Origin of the sequence: Colwellia sp. TT2012, assembly GCF_001440345.1 — a bacterium.
Lineage (GTDB): Bacteria > Pseudomonadota > Gammaproteobacteria > Enterobacterales > Alteromonadaceae > Colwellia.
Genome location: NZ_LJYX01000017.1, coordinates 591,562 through 607,603 on the forward strand (window position 1 = coordinate 591,562; position 16,042 = coordinate 607,603).

Consider the following 16,042-nt stretch of genomic DNA (forward strand, 5'->3'; position numbering starts at 1 on the left):
AAGATTCTTAACGCGAATCTACAATCATAGTAATAATTAAGTTTTATTGACACTAGGCGCGACGTTTACGACGCTCTGGCCGCCGTTCATAGGTTAACGGTAAAGCAAAACTGGCAAACTCTTTCATGACCATGCGATAAACATCACGTTTAAAAGAGACTACCTGCCTAACTGGATACCAGTAACTTACCCATCGCCAATCATCAAATTCAGGATGCGAGCTATGCAGTAGATCAACTGAAGATTCCGGTGCCGTTAATTTTAATAAAAACCACTTTTGTTTTTGTCCAATACAAACGGGTTTAGAGTCATGCCTAATATAACGTTTTGGTAATCTATATTTTAGCCAATGTTTAGTTGAAGTAACAATTTTCACGTGTTCAGGTTTTAAGCCAACTTCTTCATGTAATTCTCGATACATGGTTTCTTCAGCCGACTCACCTTCATCAACACCACCTTGTGGATATTGCCATGAATGTTGTCCAAATCGCCTTGCCCAAAATACTTGTCCCCTGTCATTAATTATTACTATGCCGACATTGGCGCGATAGCCTTCGGCATCGATCACAGGAACTCCTGACAATTTATAAAATTCTTGCCTCAATTCAACCATATTAACGTCAGAGGGGCAAATGATTACTTTGATTTTTTTAGCAAAACCATGATAATAGTTATTAACTTAGTAAGAATATATTTCATGGTTAATTCACTGCACTTATGAACATACCCTCTTCTGAACAAGTACTGATGCAAAGAGCACAAAATTTAGCCGGTTTAACCCTAGGTGAAATAGCGCAACAAGCAGGTATTGTCATTCCTAAGGATTTAAGCCGTAATAAAGGTTGGATAGGCTTGTTATTCGAGCATGTTTTAGGCGCCAGTGCCGGCTCTAGGCCTGAGCCAGATTTCCCTCATTTAGGGATTGAATTAAAGTCCTTACCCATTAACGAGCAAGCTAAACCTATTGAAACAACCTTTGTCAGTGTTGCCCCCTTAACAGGTCTAGTTGGGGTAACTTGGCATAATTGCTACGTACGTAAGAAGTTAGCGCGAGTGCTCTGGGTGCCAGTGATCACCCGTAAAGATATACCCTTGAGTGAGCGTGTAGTGGCTACACCTTTTTTATGGTCGCCCAACGCTGAAGAAGAAGCGTTATTAGCCCAAGACTGGCAAGAGCTCACCGATATGATAGTACTGGGTGAAGTAGAGAATATTCATGGCAAACACGGGCAAGTGATGCAGTTAAGACCAAAAGCGGCCAACAGCAAAGTAAAAACCCAAGCATTTGACCGCAACGGTAAACCTTTTATGACCTTACCGCGGGGTTTTTATCTAAAGATAAACTTTACTCACGCTTTGTTACATCGCTATTTAAGAGTTAATTAGTACTCACTAAGTCCTAGACAATGCAAGGGCTTAGTTAAAGTTTAGTGACAGTTATTTCTTGCGATATGATGACCGTTGTCCCTGCGGGCAGTGCTTGCCAGCGAGTATTAGCGGCTTCTAAACAAACATATTCTTGCTCACCATTAGGGTGAATATCTGCCATAGTATTGGCTAACTCAACGCCTGGATTCCATAACACCCACTGTTGGCAATTACGGCTGACGATGGTAATTTTACGTTGCCACTGGCTATCAACAAGGGTCATTTGTTCACTGCTATGATATTCACGATCAATCTCGCCGACACAACTAACGCTCTGTTGTTGAATGCTCGAATTACCGGTTAACTTATCATAATAATTCACGCCAGTTAACGCATCTATGGTGACGTTCTTTGGCTTACTGACACTAAAATAGCTATGCAAGGCAGTCGAGTATTGCGCATCGTCTGGCGAAAGGTTGCTCATGGCTAGTGTCTGTTTAAGGCTTTTACCAAAAAACAGCGTTTGCTTTAATTTATAGGCATTCGGCCAAAGCGGATGTTGCTGCTCTCCCTCTAAGACCAAAACAAGGGTAACGCCACTTTCATCGGCCTCAATGGCTTCAAGTTGCCATGGCAGTTGGCGAGCAAAGCCATGGTTAGCTGATTTTAGCTGCTTATCTTGTTTCTCATGAGCACCAAACCAAGGCCAACACAACGGGATACCACCGCGAATTGCTTTACCGCTTTGATAACTAGCTTGCTCACTTAACCATAAAACATCTTTATGGCCCCTGGGGGTAAAACTTAACACTTGCCCGCCATACAAACTTAGCTGTGCTTGGCAATGTGCATGGGTAATACTGAATCCCTCATGACATTCAGTACCATTACCCGCTGGAAGATTTCCTGGTGAATAATCACCCTGGCTTAGGGTGATGGCGGTAACTTGAGCAAAATCGTTATCTAATAGTAGTTGTGTCATAAAGGTAACTAATGTGGTTAGGTTATAAAGTGGTAAGTGCTTGTTATACCAAAATCAATTGATAGCGTTTTTAAACGGTAGATTAAGCTAGCTTTTATTAGCAAGTAGCTATAACCGGCTAAATTCTATAAGAAGCTAACACTGGTTGATAGTGTAAAAGCTTACCTGTTAGCTTTTACTTAACAGCAAGCCATATAAAAAAGTGCTATCTAAGCGAGAAGTTACTTCGTTAGCTGCAGTGGCCTATCTACCAGCTCTTACCTAGCGATAAAAATAGCGAATACTCACCGCCTGTGGCAATCCCTATACCAAATACCGCAGGACCAAAACTGGTGTCTGTGCCTATGTAAATGCTGCCGGAGTGAATTAAATCACTGTATTTAACGGTTTCATTAATAGCCCAAACATTACCCGCCTCAATACTGGTCCCTAAATAAATAGGTAATCCTGAGCCACCGGGTACTTCACGGCCTAAATCATACTGATAAACAACCGCAGCAAAGACTTTATGTACACCAATAAGCGCATCCTCTTGATAGCCAGACAGGTTTAAGAAACCACCTAACTCGGTCACATGGACACTAAAGTCACTGTCATTATCTATAGTGGCAAAGGAGGTTATACCAACAAAAGTATGGCCGCCAAGACCAACAGCACCACGCCAATCAAGAGTAAAGATCAGGGTTTTATCTCTTGTAGTTGAGGTTAAATGCGGTGAGTACTTATCATTTAGCCACTGCACTTCAACGGATAACTTATTACCTTGCGTGGGGAAATTAATACTGTTCAGCGTATCATAGCCAAACTTAACAAAGCTGCCGTAACTCTCATAATCAAACTCATCCGCAGCAGGGGCATCAATAGAGAGATTTCCTGTTTCAGCGCTGGCACCGACTTCAATGATACCGTTAAAAGAATAATTATAACCTAAGGATAATATTGCCAAGTAATAGTCTTTACTAAGTTCAGGACGTTGATTGGTTTTTTCCCACCGATCTTGAGCAAAGGCAACTCTAGCGCGACTGTATAAATCATGTGACTTGTTCAACGGTTGATAGAATTCACTCGCGAGTAATGATTCCCAACCGACTCTAACTTCATTTAACCAGTAGCCACCATTAGGAGTAAGATCTGTCATCAAATAAGACATATTAATGGCAGTGATAGATCGATTAGAAAAATCTGTCTTTAAATTAAAACCAAAATCAAAGTAATTAGGCCCCCAAGACTTAGCTTTAGTATGTAGAATTAAAACCCTACCTTGCTCGGTATCATTAAACTCAACCGTTACTTGTTCAAATTTATCCAGGGCATAGACTCTATCAATGGCTAAATCTAAGGCTTCTTTGCTCAGCTCTTTGTTTAACTCAACGGCAAAATGCAGGGCAATAATATCGTTTTCTACTTTTGAATCGTTGCTAAATTGAATTTCAATAATTTTGTCAGTTAGCTCAGCAAACCACTGTTGAGCTTTATTGCTCTTTTGTTGTTGATAAGCTTGATAATCAATATCATCAATGGCTAACTTTGCCAAAATAGTTAAATTAGCCAACGCAGCTTGTTCCCCCAACTTTAGCGCTTGTGGCATAACCGACCAATCTGTGGTGCTTAGCTCATCAATGGCTGGCCGTAACAACACATCTTTATCACTCAGTAAGGCTTTTTGCGCCAAACTGGTATTGTTCGTTAAAATGGTAGATAACTGATTGAGCACTGATACCGTACTGGTTAATTCACTTTGCTCTGCTAATGGCGAGCCTATATCGACAGCAATAACAATATCGGCGCCCATCGCTTTCACCACATCAATGGGCATGTTATTGGTGATACCACCATCGACTAACATTAGGCCATCAATTTCAACCGCTGCAACAATACCTGGGACAGCGGCGGAGGCTTTCATTGCTTGGTTAATACTGCCCGAATCCAGTACCACCATTTGTGCCGTTGCTATATTTGAGGCAACCGCCCGAAAGGGTATGGCCAAGTCATCAAAACTAGCAAAAGAGCCGACGGTATCCGTTGAGCGCTGTAGGATTTGATAAGCACTTTGTCCTAACAACAAGCCATGGGGAACTTTAAATTTTCCGTCGCTATAACCTAACCGTATTGATAAATTGTACCTATCTCGGTGCTGTTTTTTGGCAAAAGAGAGTGCTTCCCTTGGGATGAAATCAGAGTAACCATCATGCCAAGGCAGTGCCAGCATAATACGTTCAATTTCATCAACTTCATAACCTAAGGCATACATGCCGCCGACATAAGCGCCAATACTGGTACCGACCACATAATCGATAGGAATGTTATGCTGCTCTAGTACTTTAAGCACACCAATATGAGCCGAGCCTTTCGCGCCACCGCCACTTAAGACTAAACCAATTTTATCCCGGGCATGAACAGAAAAAGCTAAAGTAGCTAGCTTAAAGAGTAAAAAAGCCAGTAAAATAAAACGCATAATAATCGCTTAAAAACTAGTTAGTTAGTTAAATATAAATCATTATAATAATGATCCGTAATTAAAATACAAGCTTAATCTCTTGGCGATTACCCTTAATATATTACCGACCAAGGCAACTTATTTTAAAAATAGTGACCAGAAAAATAAAAAACCCATAGGTTAAGTTTCCTTAACATACGGGCTTTGTTAACAGTACCGTAATTCCCTCAACTGCATAGGGCTTTAGCTTAGTGCTTAGCCTTGGTACTTTACTTTAATAATCTCATAATTATTTAGTATAGGCACGCGGCATATCAGTATTGGCAGTATAACGTTGACGCAAAACATCTTGGCGTGATTTTAACGACATGGCCTTACCATTAATCCACATAGCATCAACCTTGGTACTTAGTTCAAAGGGATCACTGCTCCATAAAACTAAATCAGCATTTTTACCGACAACAATACGGCCAGAGTTTAAGTTAAAGCTATCGGCAACATTGGCCGTAATGGCGGCTAAGGCAGTGGTTTTTGCTAGACCATTGGCAATGGCCACACCCGCATCAAAGCGTAATTGATTAATGTTATGGCTCTCTCCACTATTAGTGATAATAACGGTAACACCCGCTTTGCTCAATATAGCGACATTGGCAAGTGAGTTATGCAATGAATCAAAGCTAGTCGGTAAGTTATCAATAGCACTCATCATTACCGTTACCTTGGCTTTCGCTATTTCATCGCTAACCAGCACAGCATCGCTTGCGCCAACCAGTATTAGATCAAGGTTATATTTTTTCTTTATTTTAAGTAAGGCGAGAATATCTGTTGCTCTATCCGCGTAAGCCAATAGTGGCTTTTCACCTGACAATAAAGTATACATAACCTGCTCTGCGCGTGATGGCGTTTTAGCTTCTTTTTCGTCTTTGTCTTTTCCTTTCGACTTTTTCTTCTTGGCTTTAGCTTTTTCGGCTTTGGCTAAGGCTTTTTTTGCATCTTCAAGTTCATTACTCAAGGTTTGTAATTTAACCGCTCTTGAGCCTTTACGACTACTACCAAGTGACACTATCACCGCGTTTTGAGAGACAATAACACTGTCAAATTCACCGGATAAATTAACGACAAAACTTTGACCGGTGAACACTTTTTCGCCACCCTGCGGCATAACCACGTTACTGGTAATACCACCCTTGCGCGCATAAGGTATTAAGCTCGATTTAGGATTAAAGGCTAAACTGGCATCAAAGGTTAAATCGGCTTTTTTATCCTTGCCATCACGAGTAGCAGAGACAGCACCCACTTCAACTAAACCCAGTAAGTTCTTAGTGGCAATAAAACCTGGCGTTAAAATACGCCCTTTAGCATCAATAACAGTGTCGACACTAAGGGATTCTGGCACCTCATCCTTGTTATATACGGCAGTGATTTTTCCGCCATCAATCACAACAGTTGCTTGTGAAAGCACACCTTGTTCAGCCACTGTATACACAGTGGCATTGGTGATAGCGATTGTCTCTGCCTGTACCGCGCTAGTTGTTACGGCAAATGCGCCAAACAAAACATAACGCAATGAAGTAAGTAATTGAGTGTTTTTCATTGGGATTCCCCTTATTTGATTGCTGGCTTGTTTGCTGAGTTATTTTCTGAACTGTTTACTGATTCAGTGCTTGATTTGTTAACGGCTTTACTGGTATCGCTATCAACATAACTATCCAGTGTTTGGCCAAGTAAAAAATCACTTATAGCTTGGTATTTATCATCATACCTATCATAAACCTTAGCGCCATCAATAAAGACTTGCTCAGCTTGAGCATAAACGCTGAACGGATTAGTATTCCAAACGACAACATCAGCCTTTTTACCCACCACTAAGCTGCCAACTTCATCATCAATACCCAAAGATTTGGCGGCATTGGCGGTAATCCACTTAATGGCGTCTTCTTCTTTTAAGGCAAAACCATGCTCATTGGCGCGGTACATAACTTTCGCCGCTTCTTGGTTTAACCGTTGAATAGTGGTGCTTGAGTCTGAATGAACCACAGCACAAGAATTTTTAACGGCATCAACAATGGCCACATTTTCTTCAACCATGTCGAAGGCTTCCATTTTAAAGCCCCACCAATCTGGCCACATGGCCGCACAGTTGCCATTGGCAGCCAATAAATCAGCTATTTTATACGCTTCAATAGCATGGTGAAAAGTACCCGAGTGATAATTAAACTCTTTACCTAGGTCAATCATTACCGCCATTTCTTCCGCTTTATAACAATGGTTATGAATTAAAATTTCACCGTCTAAAACCCCCATTAAGGTATCAAGCTCTAGATCACGTTTTGGTGCTTCCGGGTTTTTACCCGCGCTGTAGTCACTGTCATACTTATCCCAAGCACGCTGGTATTCTGTCGCCGCAAGCCAAGCACTGCGGTAACCGGCAACATTACCCATGCGGGTAGAAGGTAAAACTTTTCGGCTACCATAAACACGTTTAGGATTTTCACCGCAAGCCATCTTCAAACCATAAGGTGCCTTGGCATATTTCATGCCTTGCATAGTTACACTGGGTACATTACGTAAAGTAACACCACGGCCACCAAATAAGTTAGCCGAACCTGGTAAAATCTGTAGGGTAGTTACCCCACCGGCACGGGCGGTTTCAAAGGCAGGATCTTGCGGCCAAACGCTATGCTCAGCCCAAACCTCTGAAGTATTAGGCGAGCTCATTTCATTGCCATCGGAATGTGATTCCACTTGTGGATTTGGATAAACACCTAAATGGGAGTGAACATCAATAATACCTGGGGTAATCCATTTACCTGTCATATCAATAACCTTCGCATTGCCTGCGGATAAGTCACTACCTACTTGCATAATCTTGCCGTTTACTAACAAAATATCGGCATCATTTAAGCGTACACCTGTGCCCGTTAAAATAGTGGCATTGGTTAGTAAAACACTTTGCGCCGGTAGTGCTTGGTAAGTACTGGGGTAAGGGTTTTTATTGATAACAACTTTAGCATCTTGTTTTTCATTGGGTAAACAGGCCGTTAAGCCGAGTGACAACATACTGGTGGCGAGCAAGGTAAACACACTTTTATGATAAGTGATTTTTTGAGTGAATTTACCGTTAAATAAACTGCGTGGTAATGACTTTTTAGGCATCTTAATTCCTGTAGCGAAACATATTGCCCAATACCATAATTTTTTTTTGCTAAAACAACAAGGTTATGACGACAAACAGTCAAAAAATTAAGTTTAATGACAGAGATTAAGCTCCCGTCCGAGTCTGCCCCTAACGCTGAGAAAATATTTATAGCCCTTTACCTCAAAAGGCAGCATTGAGCGTGTCTAAACAAACGCTGGTTATTTCTTCTTAACGATAGAGAAGAGCAACGCTTTAATTTTTTTATAGCGAAAAGCTAATAAAATGAGGGTTAAGATAAAATAAAATAACGGTGAAATAAGTTCCGATTTAACCGACCAATAAAAGTGAATCGACACCAAAACAGTTATAAGATAAGAAAAATTATGTAAAATTTGCCATGATTTACCCATTTTCCGTTTAAGGAGGTTGACGGAAGTAATAGCCAACGCAGCTAAGAAAACAAAGGCTACCATACCAACTGTGATATAGGGGCGTTTAACAATTTCATTAAAAAATAACAACCAAGCAAACTGCAAGTCAAAAGCTAAAAAATTCAGTATATGCATAAAGGCATAACTAAAAGCATATAAACCAAGTAAGCGTCTTACTGGCAATAAATAACCTTGCTTAAATTTTTTGGCCAGCGGTGACACAGTAAGCGTTAGCAGTAACAAGTTAAAAGCACCGATACCGGTAAAATGAATCACCCGTTGCACCGGATCAGCACCGAGCAAATCATTAAAAGCAAGGTAATATAAATTGAACAAGGGTAAAAAAGCCGCTAGATGAATAACAACTTTTAACATGAATACTTTATTCGCCGTGGATGTTTTTCTCTTCATACAACAAAACACCTTAAAAGAACCGTCTTAAATTCATACCTTTATATAAATGAGCTACCTGCTCACCATAACCATTAAAAGCTAAAGTTTTAATACGGTTTCGGGCAAATAAGCCTCCCGTCGTTATGTGCCGTTCACTGGCTTGACTCCACCTTGGATGGTCATGTTCTGGGTTAACATTGGCGTAAAAACCATATTCCTTAGGTGCCAGCTTATGCCAGGTGGTTTGTGGTTGCTGACTTACTAACTTAATCGACACTATGGATTTAATACTTTTAAAGCCATATTTCCATGGCACCACTAACCGAATAGGCGCACCATTTTGCGGCGGTAAAGTTTTACCATATAAACCAACACTCATTAAAGTCAGTGGGTTCATCGCCTCATCAAGTCTAAGTCCTTCAACATAGGGGTAAGCAATACCACCGCCTAAGCGTCTATTGGCTTGTCCTGGCATCTGCTCTGGATCATCAAGGGTTTCAAACAATACATATTTTGCCGAGGCGTTAGGCGCTACTTTCTTTAATAAGTCAGCTAAAGAAAAGCCGATCCAAGGAATGACCATGGACCAAGCCTCAACACACCTCAAACGATAAATTCGCTCTTCAAGGGGAAACATACTGCTTAGGTCATGGTAATCTAAAGTGATGGGCTTATCGCATGCACCACCAATAGTTAACTGCCAAGGATTAACGTTAAAGTTTTGTGCTAACTCTTGTGGTTGCTGTTTTTGTGCACCAAATTCATAGAAATTGTTGTGGGAAATAACTTTACTTTCAGGAGTAAGAATTAACTTATCTGGATTGGTATCCGGTGTGTACTTTAACGGTGTTGTTTTGAATTTTCTTGGCTCATCTTTGGAGAACCAACCAGCGTTCGCATTAGCACTAGCGGTAGCTAACAAAGCACCCGCCCCTAAAAAGCCCATACCTTTTAGTAATTCACGTCTATTTAGATATACAGCTTCTGGGGTTACATCGCTTTCTTTTAAATCATAGCTCTTCGGTATTTTTATAAGCACAACTAACGCCTTAATTATTTTCAACAACTATCAATAAGAAAGGCTTTAGCTTAAGAAAATTTCAAAGATGCTCATTAAAAATATGGCTAACATTTAAAATAAAAAAAGTGCGCCAACAATGGCACACTTTATAATAAGGTAAGTGTGCTTAACTTCACTTATCTCAACTGAACTGAACTTAACTAAAATTAAGCGGCTTTAGTTAAGGTTTGTAAATGTGCTACCACATCACTTGACTCATATAACCATTGCACTTGACCATCTGATTTTTCTATACGTAGACAAGGTACTTTGCGTTTACCGCCGCCACGAATAAGCTCTTCACTAAAATCATTTTTACCACTGATGTTACGTAGCTCAATCTTTAAACCTTCTCGTTTCATGGTACGACGCACTTTTACACAAAAAGGACAAGATGGTAGCTGATACAAGCTTAAACTTTGGGTTTTATCATCAATTTTAGCTTGTTCCTCTACCGCGCGTTTTGGTGAGCGCGGTGAAAAAATAAAATTTAGTATTAAAATTAATTGCCCTATGGGCCAACGGATAGCTTTCATCAACATAATATTTAGTAACTCTTGTAAATAAGGTAATTTCTATATGCATAATTAACACTTTGTTTCGGTTAACTATTAATATAGGTACTAGTGTTTTAGGCGTTCAAGACACCAATTCCGGCCATTATTCTATCACAATTGTCAGACTATTATTTTGCTGACCATTGTCCTATTAATTCACTACCACATTAGGTCATCGGGAATTTGATAATCCGCGTAAGGATCATCTTCATCCGATTCTTCAGTAGCTAGCTTGTCGTTTTGCACTAGCACCATAGTATGGTCGAGCTCTGCAACTTTAGCAGCCGTTTCACTGGTAACAAGGTAAGTGATTTCATTTAAGCCACATAATGCCAAGCGGCCATTGACCAGAGCTTTATGGGTGATGGTATTAAGTGATAATTTTTTAACTTTATTATTAAAGGTGTAGTTATATTCACTTTCCCCGCTAACACCTGTCAGTTGGTGATGTTCAAGAATTTGCTTGATACGTAATAGCTGTTCCTTAGTAGCAACTTCTTGTTTTTTAACATCATTAAGTGCACTATCTTTAGCAACCTTCTCAGCTTTTGACTTAAGTAAGTCTTGTTTTACTTGCTCTTGTAAACTCGCGCCATGATCAACACCGCTACGCTGTTGTTTATTCTTTTTACGTTTATCGGCATTTGCTTGACGCGTTTTTTGCTTGGTAGTTAAACCCGCTTTGAGCAACTGTTCTTGAAGAGAAGCCATGATGAATTCCTTACTGCTTTGGGCAATATTTGAGGCGAAAATTTTTGCTATTCTACCCATATTTAAGTGTAAGTGCCAATTTAGGCGCATAAAGACTCCAAAGGACCGCATCAAGCTAGCTTATGACTAAAGTAAGAGCTTGTAGCTAGACGCTGTAGATATGCAATAGTCTCTATTTTTTGTTCTGTTGTAGTTTAGTGTGGGTGAGTAAACAAGCGAGACGCATACACGCTCTTTGACATCCTGTCACCGCGATATACCGTGCGTCCTGAACATAATCCCATCCATGGGGCTCTGCACAAGCATCAGGACAGTGTGCTCCTGCACTGTCTAGTAAGGGTATATCCATATACCGTCATGCTTGTGCAGCTCGCTTTTATCACATCACCAACACTCACTGTAAAATCAATAGGTTACTATGTTGACAACACAGCCCTATTTTTTGTTCATAGCACCTTGAGTTGAAATTGCTCAAGCACTCTGAAATATGCCTCTTGAATGGTAAGCTTAGCTAGCCGTTTAAAGCACCCGTATGATAATCAACTATACCTAAGGTGTTACCGATGGGTAGGCACGAGTTTCATTGCCCTGACTTTCAATTGCTATGTAGATGCGTTACTGTACAGGCGCTCAATGATATGATTATAATTATGTCGAAAATATAATTTCAAATTTAAAGTAACAGGAAAATAGTATGTCTCAAGCAAGTGCACGCCACATTTTAGTGGATACAGAAGAACAATGTTTAGCCTTGAAAACAGAAATTGAAGCAGGTAAAGACTTTACTGAAGTAGCTAAAGAGCATTCTAACTGCCCATCTAATGCCCAAGGTGGTGATCTAGGTAGCTTTGGACCTGGCCAGATGGTACCGGAGTTTGATGCAGTTGTTTTTTCAGCACCTTTAAATACCGTACAAGGCCCAGTAAAAACTCAGTTTGGTTACCACTTATTAGAAGTAACTGAACGTAGCTAAACCTAGTCCAATAAAAAGCTAGTTAAGCTAATAGTTTGTAAAGACTAAGTTTAAATAAAAAACATAAAAAAGCCGCAAAATTTGCGGCTTTTTTGTCTCTTTTTTCTAGAAGCTTATAGAAGTAACAAGCTAGCTAAAAGTTGCCTGCATCATCCAGAAGAACAAAATGGATAAACCTGCACCTATAGGTAAAGTGACAACCCAAGAGATAACAATGTTTCGCACCACACCTAAGTTAATAGCCGCAATACCACGGGCCATACCGACACCTAACACTGCACCAACAAGAGTTTGTGTGGTTGAGATTGGTAGACCTGCACCCGAGGCGATGACCACAGTACTAGCCGCAGCTAATTCAGCAGCAAAACCACGACTTGGCGTTAAGTGGGTAATACCTTGGCCAATGGTGGCCATTACTTTATGACCAAACAGCGCTAGTCCAGCAACAATACCAAAGCCACCTAATGGAAGAATCCACCAAGCAATGGCTGACGTAGCGGAAATTTGCCCATCATTTTCAACAATACTCACCACCGCGGCCAGTGGACCAATGGCGTTAGCAACATCATTTGAACCGTGAGCAAAAGCCATAGCACAAGCGGTAATTACCATTAATACAGCAAATACTTTTTCTACATTGACGTATTGCGCTTTTTTGGCAAGCGTTTCGTCAAACTTCAAGCGACTAATCAATACTTTACCTATGATTGCCACGATAACAGCGACAATAATTGCTAAATAATAGCCACCTGCGCCTTTGATTTCAAGGGTGACAATACCAAGGTCGACAGTTTCTAAACCTATGTGTTTAAGACCTTTTTTGATGGTAACCAGTGATAAGACAAAACCAGCAAGAAACATATAAACAGGAACCCAACGCTTAGCTTGTTGTAATGGTTTATCGGTATCAAAAATCAATTTTTGTGCACTGTTAAAAATAACAAAAGCGATAACACCTGAGATAAGTGGCGTGATAACCCAGCTACCAACAATACCAAGAACCTTACCCCACTCAACAGCATCAGGGCTTACGCCTACCGCAGCAAAACCAACAATGGCGCCAATTATAGAATGAGTAGTAGAGACCGGCCAACCTAAGGCTGAAGCGATTAATAACCAGGTTGCCGCAGCAAATAGTGCTGAAATCATGCCATAAACAAGTAATTCAGGCGTGTCGATAAAGTAACTAGCATCAATGATGCCTTTACGTATGGTTGAGGTCACTTCACCACCAGCAAGGTAAGCACCAGCAAATTCAAAAACCATCGCTATAATAATAGCTTGTTTAATGGTTAGCGCTTTTGAACCAACAGAGGTTCCCATGGCATTAGCGACATCATTGGCACCAATACCCCATGCCATGAAGAAGCCCACAACAGCAGCAATAATGACAAAGGTGCCGCCTGAGTTAAGTATAATATCCATCAGTTAAGTCTCTATTTCCTAGCAAGAAGAATTTCTAAACGTGCACCTACACGTTCAGCAAGGTCGGCTAAGTCGCCAACCCAATCAATAATTTGATATAAGAACATTACATCAACTGGATTCAAATCCTTTTCAATCGTTAATAAGTTTTTACGCAAAATAATTTGCAAGCCATCGGTATCATCTTCGATAGCATCTAATTGGTTGATCATTTTCTCAACTAAGACAACTTCACGGCCACGAAAGCCCGTTTCTAATAAGTCTTCTAGTTCATTAATGGCTTCCGCCGCTTTTTCGGTAGCATCAAGACAGCGCATTAGATAAGTAGAAAACTCTGCTTGCAAGCTAGTTGGTATTTCAAGTTTACGCCCTAAGATTCGGCCGGCAATATCTTTTGCTTTGTTGGCTATTTTGTCTTGTTGGGTAAGGAGTTCAAGTAAGTCAGCTCTATCCACTGGCATAAATAAGCCACCAGGTAACTCAAGACGTAATTGACGTTTTAAAGTATCAGCATCTTGCTCTAACTTAGACAGTTTACGACGAATTTTTGCCGCTTCACTCCAGTCATTTGCAAAACATGCATCAAAAAATGGGATAAGTTGTTTACTACATTTAACAACTATTTGAATATGTTTTTCTAACGGTTTTATTGGTGATTTTGCAAATACACCTATGATTGTATTTCTGGCCATAATTATGTTTCCAGTCTGTATAACTCTCGTCATTGCTATGCGCGGCGGATAGTAACTCATTTAACTTCCAATGTTAAATGCTAATATGAGCTTTAATGCATACCTATATTAGCTAACCACAACAGTGTTAATTTATATCCACTAAACTCTCGGTTATAGCTTGGCTAATCAATTGAATTTAATGTACTTCTATGTAACTATCTTGCTTTGAAATTACGTCCTAATTATTTAAATATTTTTCATCTCTTCCGCTGTGATATGGCGTACCACCTTACCTTTAACAAAATAAATAATGTATTCACAAATATTTTGACAACGGTCGCCAATACGCTCTAACGCTCTAGCGGACCAGATAACCGTCATAACTTGCGGGATGGAACGTGGGTCTTCCATCATATAGGTCATTAATTGACGAATCAGTGCTTCATATTCACGGTTGATTTTGTCATCCATTTGATGAATTTTAATAGCTGCATCAACATCCATTCGAGTAAAAGCATCTAAGCTTAATTGTAAAAACTCTAACACCCGTCGACCTAAGTTATCAAGATTCACCAGTAAGTATTGCTGCGAGGTGGAAAAATTTTCCAGGGCGACTCGTGCTATTTTCTCTGCTTCATCGCCAATACGCTCTAAATCTGTAATGGTTTTAACGATCGCCATAACTAACCGTAAATCGCCAGCCGCTGGTTGGCGTTTGGCAATGATGCGGGTGCACTCATCATCAATACTCACTTCATAAGCATTCACTTGATAATCTTTGCTCAACACTTGCTTAGCCAAGGTTACATCCCTTTGATCAACCGCCGCTAGTGCATCGGCTAGTTGTTTTTCAACCAAACCGCCCATATGCATAACATTATTAATGACGCGCTCTAAATCTTCATTGAACTGGCCAGAAATATGACGACCTATTTGTAAATTATCCATGGTGTGTCCTTTTATCGGTATGTTCTTGCATACTTATCTACTTACTTGCTAATGAGTTACCAATAGATTACTACTGAGGGAGTTAACCATAACGACCCGTAATATAATCTTCAGTTTTCTTTTTCAATGGCGTGGTAAATAATGTATTGGTATCACTGTACTCTATTAAATCACCCATATACATAAATGCCGTTTGATCAGACACCCGTGCAGCTTGTTGCATATTATGCGTAACGATTACCACGGTAAATTGCTTTTTAAGATCATTGATTAATTCTTCAATGACCAAGGTCGAAATGGGATCAAGTGCAGATGTCGGCTCATCAAGCAGCAATACCTCAGGTTGAATGGCAATAGCACGGGCAATAACTAAACGCTGTTGTTGACCACCGGAAAGGCCTAATGCACTTTCGTGTAGTCGGTCTTTCACTTCATTCCAGAGCGCGGCACTGCGTAATGATTGCTCGGCCGCATCATTGAGCCTTCTGCGGTTATTTTCGCCCATAATACGTAAACCATAGACGACATTTTCATAAATAGTTTTAGGAAAAGGATTAGGACGCTGAAACACCATCCCCACTTTTCGCCGCAATTCGGCCACATCAACATGTTTGTTATAGATGTTATGACCATTAAGGTTTATTTCACCACTGATATGACAATCATCAACTAAGTCATTCATACGGTTAATACAACGTAATAAGGTTGATTTACCACAACCACTTGGTCCAATAAACGCAGTGACCTGCCCCTTGGGAATCGACATGGTAATATTATTTAGCGCCTGTTTTTTACCATAGAATAAATTTAATTGTTTAATATCTAAGGCAACTTGCTCGGGCGGTAAATTATTTAAATCTAACGGGCTTTTAATTAAAGGGTCCGAGCCTGTAGCTAATACTTTTGGACTTATAGAAATCATAATAGGTTTTTCTCTAATTACT

15 protein-coding genes are annotated in these 16,042 nt (G+C 40.2%); 2 read left to right on the top strand and 13 right to left on the bottom strand.

Annotated features, from left to right (window positions below; genetic code table 11):
• Positions 1-52: 52 nt before the first annotated feature.
• Positions 53-568 carry an RNA pyrophosphohydrolase gene (gene rppH, locus ASU03_RS12245; RefSeq protein ID WP_057832060.1) on the bottom strand — a complete coding sequence of 172 codons (516 nt, stop codon included), beginning with the start codon at positions 566-568 and terminating at the stop codon, positions 53-55.
• A 149-nt stretch (positions 569-717) separates the two neighbouring features.
• Here rppH and mutH point away from each other — a divergent pair, with 149 nt between their 5' ends.
• On the top strand, positions 718-1,386 hold the full coding sequence (mutH, locus tag ASU03_RS12250; protein ID WP_057832061.1) for a DNA mismatch repair endonuclease MutH: 669 nt from the start codon (positions 718-720) through the stop codon (positions 1,384-1,386).
• A gap of 34 nt (positions 1,387-1,420) precedes the next feature.
• Here mutH and ASU03_RS12255 read toward each other — a convergent pair whose 3' ends face one another.
• The 8 genes from ASU03_RS12255 to ASU03_RS12290 all read right to left on the bottom strand — a co-directional run bounded on the left by ASU03_RS12255 (position 1,421) and on the right by ASU03_RS12290 (position 11,078).
• Positions 1,421-2,350: a D-hexose-6-phosphate mutarotase gene (locus ASU03_RS12255; RefSeq protein WP_057832062.1), complete on the bottom strand. Its 930-nt coding sequence runs from the start codon at positions 2,348-2,350 to the stop codon at positions 1,421-1,423.
• 247 nt (positions 2,351-2,597) lie between these two features.
• Positions 2,598-4,805: a patatin-like phospholipase family protein gene (locus ASU03_RS12260; RefSeq protein ID WP_057832063.1), complete on the bottom strand. Its 2,208-nt coding sequence runs from the start codon at positions 4,803-4,805 to the stop codon at positions 2,598-2,600.
• Between the two features lie 271 nt (positions 4,806-5,076).
• Entirely contained in the window at positions 5,077-6,381 is a 1,305-nt protein-coding gene (locus ASU03_RS12265) for an amidohydrolase family protein (RefSeq protein ID WP_057832064.1), read from the bottom strand.
• Between the two features lie 11 nt (positions 6,382-6,392).
• Entirely contained in the window at positions 6,393-7,847 is a 1,455-nt protein-coding gene (locus ASU03_RS12270; RefSeq protein WP_231731586.1) for an amidohydrolase, read from the bottom strand.
• A gap of 297 nt (positions 7,848-8,144) precedes the next feature.
• The gene (gene msrQ, locus ASU03_RS12275) at positions 8,145-8,768 is read right to left on the bottom strand and encodes a protein-methionine-sulfoxide reductase heme-binding subunit MsrQ (RefSeq protein ID WP_057832066.1); all 624 of its coding nucleotides are present in this window, start codon (positions 8,766-8,768) and stop codon (positions 8,145-8,147) included.
• A 13-nt stretch (positions 8,769-8,781) separates the two neighbouring features.
• Positions 8,782-9,789 carry a protein-methionine-sulfoxide reductase catalytic subunit MsrP gene (gene msrP, locus ASU03_RS12280; protein ID WP_057832067.1) on the bottom strand — a complete coding sequence of 336 codons (1,008 nt, stop codon included), beginning with the start codon at positions 9,787-9,789 and terminating at the stop codon, positions 8,782-8,784.
• 188 nt (positions 9,790-9,977) lie between these two features.
• Complete coding sequence (locus ASU03_RS12285; protein ID WP_057832266.1) at positions 9,978-10,346, bottom strand: glutaredoxin family protein; 369 nt, start codon at positions 10,344-10,346, stop codon at positions 9,978-9,980.
• A 180-nt stretch (positions 10,347-10,526) separates the two neighbouring features.
• Positions 10,527-11,078 (bottom strand): DUF2058 domain-containing protein, encoded by a 552-nt coding sequence (locus ASU03_RS12290; protein ID WP_057832267.1) that lies wholly within the window; start codon positions 11,076-11,078, stop codon positions 10,527-10,529.
• A 694-nt stretch (positions 11,079-11,772) separates the two neighbouring features.
• Between ASU03_RS12290 and ASU03_RS12295 the strand changes: the two genes are divergently transcribed.
• Entirely contained in the window at positions 11,773-12,051 is a 279-nt protein-coding gene (locus ASU03_RS12295) for a peptidylprolyl isomerase (RefSeq protein WP_057832068.1), read from the top strand.
• Between the two features lie 129 nt (positions 12,052-12,180).
• Here the strand turns inward: ASU03_RS12295 and ASU03_RS12300 are convergent, their stop codons facing one another.
• The 4 genes from ASU03_RS12300 to pstB all read right to left on the bottom strand — a co-directional run bounded on the left by ASU03_RS12300 (position 12,181) and on the right by pstB (position 16,020).
• On the bottom strand, positions 12,181-13,476 hold the full coding sequence (locus tag ASU03_RS12300) for an inorganic phosphate transporter (protein ID WP_057832069.1): 1,296 nt from the start codon (positions 13,474-13,476) through the stop codon (positions 12,181-12,183).
• Between the two features lie 11 nt (positions 13,477-13,487).
• Positions 13,488-14,168: a TIGR00153 family protein gene (locus tag ASU03_RS12305; RefSeq protein WP_057832070.1), complete on the bottom strand. Its 681-nt coding sequence runs from the start codon at positions 14,166-14,168 to the stop codon at positions 13,488-13,490.
• Between the two features lie 228 nt (positions 14,169-14,396).
• The gene (gene phoU, locus ASU03_RS12310) at positions 14,397-15,098 is read right to left on the bottom strand and encodes a phosphate signaling complex protein PhoU (protein WP_057832071.1); all 702 of its coding nucleotides are present in this window, start codon (positions 15,096-15,098) and stop codon (positions 14,397-14,399) included.
• Between the two features lie 82 nt (positions 15,099-15,180).
• Positions 15,181-16,020, bottom strand: a complete 840-nt coding sequence (gene pstB, locus ASU03_RS12315; RefSeq protein WP_057832072.1) for a phosphate ABC transporter ATP-binding protein PstB — start codon at positions 16,018-16,020, stop codon at positions 15,181-15,183.
• Positions 16,021-16,042: the final 22 nt, after the last annotated feature.